The sequence below is a fragment of the Methylobacterium sp. FW306-05-D genome (assembly GCF_058782155.1).
On record NZ_JBYSXL010000134.1, the window covers coordinates 1 to 6,317 of the forward strand.

The window sequence follows — 6,317 nt, forward strand, 5'->3', positions numbered from 1 at the left end:
CGCATCTGCCAAGCTTGGACCAAAGAACCCGAACCCTTCAGGGGCAATCCGGCACACCTCATCCCGGGACCGTACAGCTAGCCCGGCCCGAACCCGACGGACCGGGGCAAGCCGGGCACACAGCGCCCTCTCGTCACCGATGCGCGCGGCACGCCGCTCGGCTTCTGTTTGAGCGGGGCCAACCGGCACGACAGCGTCATGATGGCGGCCACCCTCGATGCCATTCCGCCTCTGCGGAGGGGTCGGCGCGGACGACCTCGACGCCGTCCGGATAAGCTGCACGCCGACAAGGCCTACGATGCCAGACCCCGGCGGCACGAATGCCGGGCGCGGGGGATCGTCCCGCCCACCGCGCGGAAGGGTATCGAAAGCAGCGAGAAACTCGGTCGGCATCGTTGGGTCGTTGAGCGTACCCACGCGTGGTTCAACCGCTTCCGCCGCCTGCCCGTCCGCTACGAGCGACGTGCAGACATCTACGAGGCCTTCACCAGACTTGCAGCCAGCCTTATCACCCTCAACCAGCTCAAACGGTTTTGTTAGGCGCTCTAAGTCTCTCGAGATCGTCGACGAACAATCATCCGAAGTATTTCTGATGCTGTTACGCCAAGGCAAATCTTTCACGTTTTTATCCAGTCACATCGTCCGCAAGAAGACTGAACAGGACGACGCAGCGGCGTCCGAGGCCGGGGACGAGACGGAGGAAGTCGACGCTCTGCCGCAGCCAAGCAGGATAGGCACCGCTCCGGACGGTGAGACCCGCTCGTCGCCGTGGGAGGGCGAGCGGCCTGGTAGCGACCTCAGCCGCAGTAGCGCAGTGTCTCGACCAGCACGGCCAGCGCCGGTTCCGGCTCGCGGCGGCTCGGGTAGTAGAGATGATAGCCGGGGAACGGCTCGCACCAATCCTCCAGCACCCGGACGAGCGTCCCGGCCTCCAGGTGCCCCCGCACCCTGTCCTCGAACAGGTACGCGATCCCGAAGCCATCCAGCGTGGCCTGAAGAAGCAGCGCCTCGGTGTTGAACACCACCTGACCCTCGACCCGCACGCGCAATTCGCGCCCGTCCTTCTCGAATTCCCATGCGTAGAGTTCGCCGTGGGTCGGCAGGCGCAGGTTGATGCAGGCATGGGCGGTAAGGTCCTCTGGCCGATCCGGCTTGGGCCTCTTCGCGAAGTAGGCGGGGGCCGCGACGGCGGCCATGCGCATGTCCGGCCCAATCCGGACCGCGTTCATGTCCTTGGACACGATGCCGCCCCAGCGCACGCCGGCATCGAAGCGCTCGGCGACGATGTCGGTCAGGACGCTGCTGACGACCACCTCCACCCTGATGTCCGGATGGTCCGGCAGGACGCGCCTCAGGGCCGGCCAGAGCACCGTGGTCGCCGCGTGCTCGTCGACGGTGATCCGAACGGTGCCGGCCGGCTTGCCGCGAATCTCCGCCAGGCTGGCGAGCCCCGCCTCGATTTCCTCGAATCGAGGCCCGAGCGAATGCAGCAGGCGCTCGCCCGCCTCGGTCGGCGCGACGCTTCTGGTGGTCCGTGACAGGAGGCGCAGGCCCAGCCGCGCCTCCAGTTCCCGGATCGTCTTGCTGAGGGCCGGCTGCGAGACCCCGAGCTGGGCGGCGGCACGGGTGAAGCTGCGTTCGCGGGCGACGGCGACGAAGGCGAGCAGGTCGTTCAGGCTCTCGCGCACCATTCATATCACCCGCTCATAAGCCCAAGAGTATTTCAGCGTCTAATCGGGTCGGGTTCCGAGGGATAGCTTCCACCCCGAGCATTCCCCCGCATTCGCACGTGACGGGGCTACCCAGCGCCGAGGAGCGTCACCGTGGAGATCAAGCGCGTCGGATCGCGGCCTTCGGGCAAGGGCCCTGAGGACTGGTTCACCGGCACCGTCCGCGTCGATCCGCTGTTCAGTCCGCCCGAGCCGGCCCGGGCGAGCGGCGCCCTCGTCACGTTCGAGCCCGGCGCCCGGACGGCTTGGCACACGCACCCGCTCGGCCAGACGCTGATCGTCAGCGCCGGCTGCGGCCTCGTCCAGCGCGAGGGCGGCCCCGTCGAGGAGATCCGGCCCGGCGACGTGGTCTGGTTCCCGGCGGGCGAGAGGCACTGGCACGGGGCCGGACCGACCACCGCGATGAGCCACATCGCGGTCCAGGAGACGCTCGACGGCCGGAACGTCGACTGGATGGAACACGTCGCCGACGACCAGTACGGCTCGGGAGCACAGCCGTGATGCGCCTCGCCGCCACGACGCTGGCCATCACCGTCGTCGCCGGACCCGCCTCGGCGGAGGGCATGCAGGTCTTCCCGAACGGCTCCCGGCCTTCCGCGAAGGGTCCGGAAGCGAACTTCACCGGCGCGGTCCGTGTGGACCCGCAGTTCGGGGCTCCCGGCCAGAGCCGCCTCTCCGCCGGGCACGTCACCTTCGAGCCCGGCGCGCGCTCCGCCTGGCACACCCACCCGGCAGGCCAGGTGCTGATCGTCACCTCCGGCACCGGATGGGTTCAGGAGTGGAACGGCCCGAAGCGCGAGATCAAGCCAGGCGACGTGGTCTGGACGCCCCCTGGCGTGAAGCACTGGCACGGCGCCACCGCCACCACCGGCATGAGCCACACCGCCATCCAGGAGAGCGTCGACGGCAAGAACGTCGAGTGGATGGAGAAGGTCAGCGACGAGCAGTACCGCGACTACGCGGCCACCTCTCGTCCCAACTGGATCGGGATGACGATGTTACTTTCGTTCGAGAACAAGGTCGCGCTCGTGACGGGTGCCGCAATGGGCATAGGATTCGCGACGGCCAAGGCGTTCGCCGAGGCGGGCGCGGCGGTGGTCCTGGCCGACCACGACGAGGACGCCCTCGGCAAGTCCGTCGCCGAAGTGGAGGCCGCGGGCCACAAGGTGATCGGCGTGCGCTGCGACGTCGCCAACGGGGCCGAAGCTACCGCCATGGTCCAGCGCACGGTCGACACCTTCGGTCGGCTCGACGCGGCCTTCAACAACGCAGGCATCCAGATCCCGGCAAACGACGTCGTCGACGTGCCCGACGCCGACTACGATCGGGTGATGGCGATCAACCTGCGCGGCGTCTGGAACTGCATGCAGGCCGAGTTGCGGCAAATGCAGCGCCAGGGCACCGGCGCCATCGTAAACTGCTCGTCCATCGGCGGGCTGATCGGCAACCCGGGCCTCGCCGCCTACCACGCCACCAAGTACGGCGTGATCGGCCTGACCCAGAGCGCGGCCCTGGAGAACGCGGCCCGCGGCATCCGCCTCAACGCGGTCTGCCCGGGGACCATCGACACGCCGATGGTGGCCAGGATGCTCAAGGAGCAGCCCGAGGCCATGGACGTGATCATGGGCAAGCAGCCCAACAAGCGGCTCGGCCGGCCCGAGGAGGTCGCCGCGGCGGTGCTCTTCCTCTGCAGCGACGCCGCGAGCTTCATCCTCGGCGCCGCCCTGCCGGTCGATGGCGGCTACACCGCCCACTGAAGCCTTCCCGAACCCGTCCGGCTGCTCAAGCCGAACAGACCGGACGGCACCAACCGGCCGTCGGTCGACACCTCACGACTGGAGCCGGAGATGAAGAACCTCGCCGCCACCTTCGCGTCCTTCGCCCTGATGGCGGGTGCCTCCGCCGAGGCGCAGTAGCCCGACGTCGCGCTACGCAGGCTGTCTCCGGAGGACGTTCGCAGCGTCGCGCCTGCCCTGGAGCGCTACACGCAGGATACCTTGTACGGCGACGTCTGGAACCGGCCGGGCTTGTCGCGCCGGGACCGCAGCGTCGTGTCCCTGGCCGTGCTGATCGCCCGGAACCAGAGCCTGCCACTGCACTACTACATCAGTCGGGCACTGGATAACGGCGTGAAGCCAGCCGAGATCTCCGAACTCATCACGCATCTCGCGTTCTACGCGGGCTGGGCCAATGCCTTCGCGGCCATCGGACCGGCCAAGGACGTCTTCGCCCAGCGCGGGATCAAAGCCGACCAGCTCCCGCCGGCCTCGCTTCCGCTCATGCCGCTCGACGAGAAGGCCGAGGCGCAGCGCGCGACACGAGTACAGGACAACGCTGGCCCGGTCTCGCCGGGGCTGGTGAAGGACACCGGCGACATCCTGTTCAAGGACCTGTGGCTCCGGCCGGGCCTGGCGCCGCGCGACCGCAGCCTGGTGACGGTGAGCGCCCTGATCGCGGCCGGTCAGGTTGCGCAGATCCCCTACCATCTCAACCGGGCGATGGATAACGGGCTGACCAAGGAGGAGGCGCAGGAGGTGATCTCGCACGTCGCCTACTACGCCGGGTGGCCGAACGCGTTCTCGGCCGTGCCGGTCGCCAAGGGCGTGTTCGATGAGCGCGCCAAGTAAGTCGCCGGCCTGCCATGACGACCCGAGCGATGCCCGCCGAGGTCACGGGCCCGGCAATGAGGGACCGTCCCCGGGTCCTGTCGGCACTCCTGCCGATCCTGGGTGTGGTGTTTGTGGCCTTCCTGGTCATCGGCGGCGCGATGCCGGTGCTGCCCCTGCACGTCCATGACGGCCTCCGCTTCGGGCCGTTGATGGTCGGGTTGGTGACCGGCAGCCATTTCGCCGCCGCCCTCGTCGCGCGCGCGTGGGCCGGCCGCACCGCGGATGCGCAAGGCCCCAAGCGCGCCGTGCTGGCCGGCCTCGTCGCGGCCACGGCTGCCGGGGGGCTCTACCTGCTCTCGCTCGCCTTTCATGGCGCGCCGGGGGTCTCGGTCGCGGTCCTGCTGGCCGGACGCGGGCTGCTCGGCGGGGCGGAGAGCTTCATCATCACGGGGGCGACGACCTGGGGGCTCGCCCGTGCCGGCGCGCGGAACACCGGGAAGGTCATCGCCTAGCCGAGCTGGAGATCGACCCTGCCGCCTACGCCGCGCACCTGGAAGGGCTGCCGGTCGCTCGACCCTCGCCGCCACCCGACCCGGGCTGCGCAGGACCGGTGGTCGTCAGCCCCGGTGGCGCAGTGCCTCGATCAGGACCGTGAAGGCCGGGGCTTGTTGGCGGCGGCTCGGATAGTAGAGGTGGTATCCCGGGAAGGGAGGGCACCAATCCGCGAGCACCCGGACGAGGCGGCCCTCGGCGATGTCGGCCAGCACGAGATCCTCCGGCATGCAGGCGAGCCCGACACCCGCGAGCGCCGCCTCCCTGACGAGGCCGACGCTGCTGAAGGCGAGCGGCCCCTCGACGCGCACCCGGTATTCGCGCCCGTCCTTCTCGAACTCCCAGGCGTAGAACGCGCCGTAGGAGGCCAGGTGGATGTTGATGCAGGCGTGCGTGGTGAGGTCCTGCGGTGTGCGGGGCCGTCGATGCCGGGAGAAGTATCCCGGTGTGGCGACCACCGCCATGCGCAGCTCCGGTCCGATGCGCACCGCGACCATGTCTCGCTCGACCTGCTCGCCCATCCGGACGCCGGCGTCGAAGCGACCGGCGACGATGTCGGTCAGCCCATTCTCGGTGACGACCTCGACCTTAATGTCCGGGTAATCCGCGACCATCCCACGGATGGCTGGCCATAGGACCGTGGCGGCCGCGTGCTCGCCCGACGTGATGCGGATCATGCCCGCCGGCTTGGCGCGCAACGCGGTCAGTGCGGCGAGGTCGGCCTCGATGCCCGCGAACTGGGGCGCCAGGATGCGCAGCAGTCGCTCACCCGCTTCCGTCGGCGCGACGCTGCGGGTGTTCCGGTTCAGGAGGCGAACGCCCAGCCGCGCCTCCAACCCGTTCATGCCGTGGCTGAGGGCCGACTGCGTGACGCCGAGTTTGGCCGCGGCGCGCGTGAAACTCCGCTCCTGGGCGACGGTCGCGAAGGCGGCCAGGTCGTTCAGGTTCTCGCGGGCCATTCATATCCTCAGCTCATAACCCTATGCGCATCCTAGCCGCTAATCGTCACCCAGCCCAGGCATTAGTTTCCGCTCGAATGATCGGCTGGGTGTTTCGCGGCGACGCTCCACAAGGGACCGACCTTGCGTTCACTGCCTCGGCCGCCGAACGCTTCGGAGAACGAGATGCACGGACCAGCAGAGGCGGAATTGACCCGGAGGGACTTGATGGTGGCGACGTCGGCCTGTGCGGCGGCGGCAGCCCTGCCGGCCACGGCATCCGCCGCGGCGAAGGGCTCGGGCCAGCCGGTCATGGCCAAGGTTGCCTTAACGGTGAACGGCCAGCCGCGCGAGCTCGAGCTCGACACCCGCACCAGCCTGCTCGATGCCGCCCGCGAGCACCTGCACCTGACCGGTTCGAAGAAGGGCTGCGACCACGGGCAGTGCGGCGCCTGCACCATGATCGTCGACGGCCGGCGCATCAATTC

General features: G+C 69.1%; 7 protein-coding genes and 2 pseudogenes. 7 read left to right on the plus strand and 2 right to left on the minus strand.

Going from position 1 to position 6,317, the window contains the following annotated elements:
- Positions 1-84: 84 nt before the first annotated feature.
- Positions 85-540 (plus strand): annotated as a pseudogene (locus AC3WLN_RS23340) (IS5 family transposase); the annotation flags it as partial.
- Between the two features lie 257 nt (positions 541-797).
- Here AC3WLN_RS23340 and AC3WLN_RS23345 read toward each other — a convergent pair.
- On the minus strand, positions 798-1,691 hold the full coding sequence (locus tag AC3WLN_RS23345) for a LysR family transcriptional regulator (protein WP_492485286.1): 894 nt from the start codon (positions 1,689-1,691) through the stop codon (positions 798-800).
- Positions 1,692-1,823: 132 nt separating this feature from the next.
- On the opposite strand from AC3WLN_RS23345, the gene AC3WLN_RS23350 reads away from it, so the two are divergent.
- The 5 genes and pseudogenes from AC3WLN_RS23350 to AC3WLN_RS23370 all read left to right on the plus strand — a co-directional run bounded on the left by AC3WLN_RS23350 (position 1,824) and on the right by AC3WLN_RS23370 (position 4,851).
- Complete coding sequence (locus tag AC3WLN_RS23350) at positions 1,824-2,231, plus strand: (R)-mandelonitrile lyase (RefSeq protein ID WP_492485288.1); 408 nt, start codon at positions 1,824-1,826, stop codon at positions 2,229-2,231.
- A 62-nt stretch (positions 2,232-2,293) separates the two neighbouring features.
- Positions 2,294-2,683 (plus strand): annotated as a pseudogene (locus AC3WLN_RS23355) ((R)-mandelonitrile lyase); the annotation flags it as partial.
- 42 nt (positions 2,684-2,725) lie between these two features.
- Positions 2,726-3,487: a glucose 1-dehydrogenase gene (locus AC3WLN_RS23360; RefSeq protein ID WP_492485296.1), complete on the plus strand. Its 762-nt coding sequence runs from the start codon at positions 2,726-2,728 to the stop codon at positions 3,485-3,487.
- A 180-nt stretch (positions 3,488-3,667) separates the two neighbouring features.
- Positions 3,668-4,357: a carboxymuconolactone decarboxylase family protein gene (locus AC3WLN_RS23365; RefSeq protein ID WP_492485298.1), complete on the plus strand. Its 690-nt coding sequence runs from the start codon at positions 3,668-3,670 to the stop codon at positions 4,355-4,357.
- 56 nt (positions 4,358-4,413) lie between these two features.
- The gene (locus AC3WLN_RS23370; protein ID WP_492485290.1) at positions 4,414-4,851 is read left to right on the plus strand and encodes an MFS transporter; all 438 of its coding nucleotides are present in this window, start codon (positions 4,414-4,416) and stop codon (positions 4,849-4,851) included.
- Between the two features lie 105 nt (positions 4,852-4,956).
- Here the strand turns inward: AC3WLN_RS23370 and AC3WLN_RS23375 are convergent, their stop codons facing one another.
- The gene (locus AC3WLN_RS23375; RefSeq protein WP_492485292.1) at positions 4,957-5,850 is read right to left on the minus strand and encodes a LysR family transcriptional regulator; all 894 of its coding nucleotides are present in this window, start codon (positions 5,848-5,850) and stop codon (positions 4,957-4,959) included.
- 207 nt (positions 5,851-6,057) lie between these two features.
- On the opposite strand from AC3WLN_RS23375, the gene AC3WLN_RS23380 reads away from it, so the two are divergent.
- The coding region (locus AC3WLN_RS23380) for a 2Fe-2S iron-sulfur cluster-binding protein (protein ID WP_492485294.1) at positions 6,058-6,317 on the plus strand (260 nt) is incomplete at its 3' end.

Coding starts and splice junctions, on each gene's coding strand:
- AC3WLN_RS23345 (WP_492485286.1), bottom strand. CDS start 1,691: ATGGTGCGCGAGAGCCTGAACGACCTGCTCGCCTTCGTCGCCGTCGCC.
- AC3WLN_RS23360 (WP_492485296.1), top strand. CDS start 2,726: ATGTTACTTTCGTTCGAGAACAAGGTCGCGCTCGTGACGGGTGCCGCA.
- AC3WLN_RS23370 (WP_492485290.1), top strand. CDS start 4,414: ATGAGGGACCGTCCCCGGGTCCTGTCGGCACTCCTGCCGATCCTGGGT.
- AC3WLN_RS23375 (WP_492485292.1), bottom strand. CDS start 5,850: ATGGCCCGCGAGAACCTGAACGACCTGGCCGCCTTCGCGACCGTCGCC.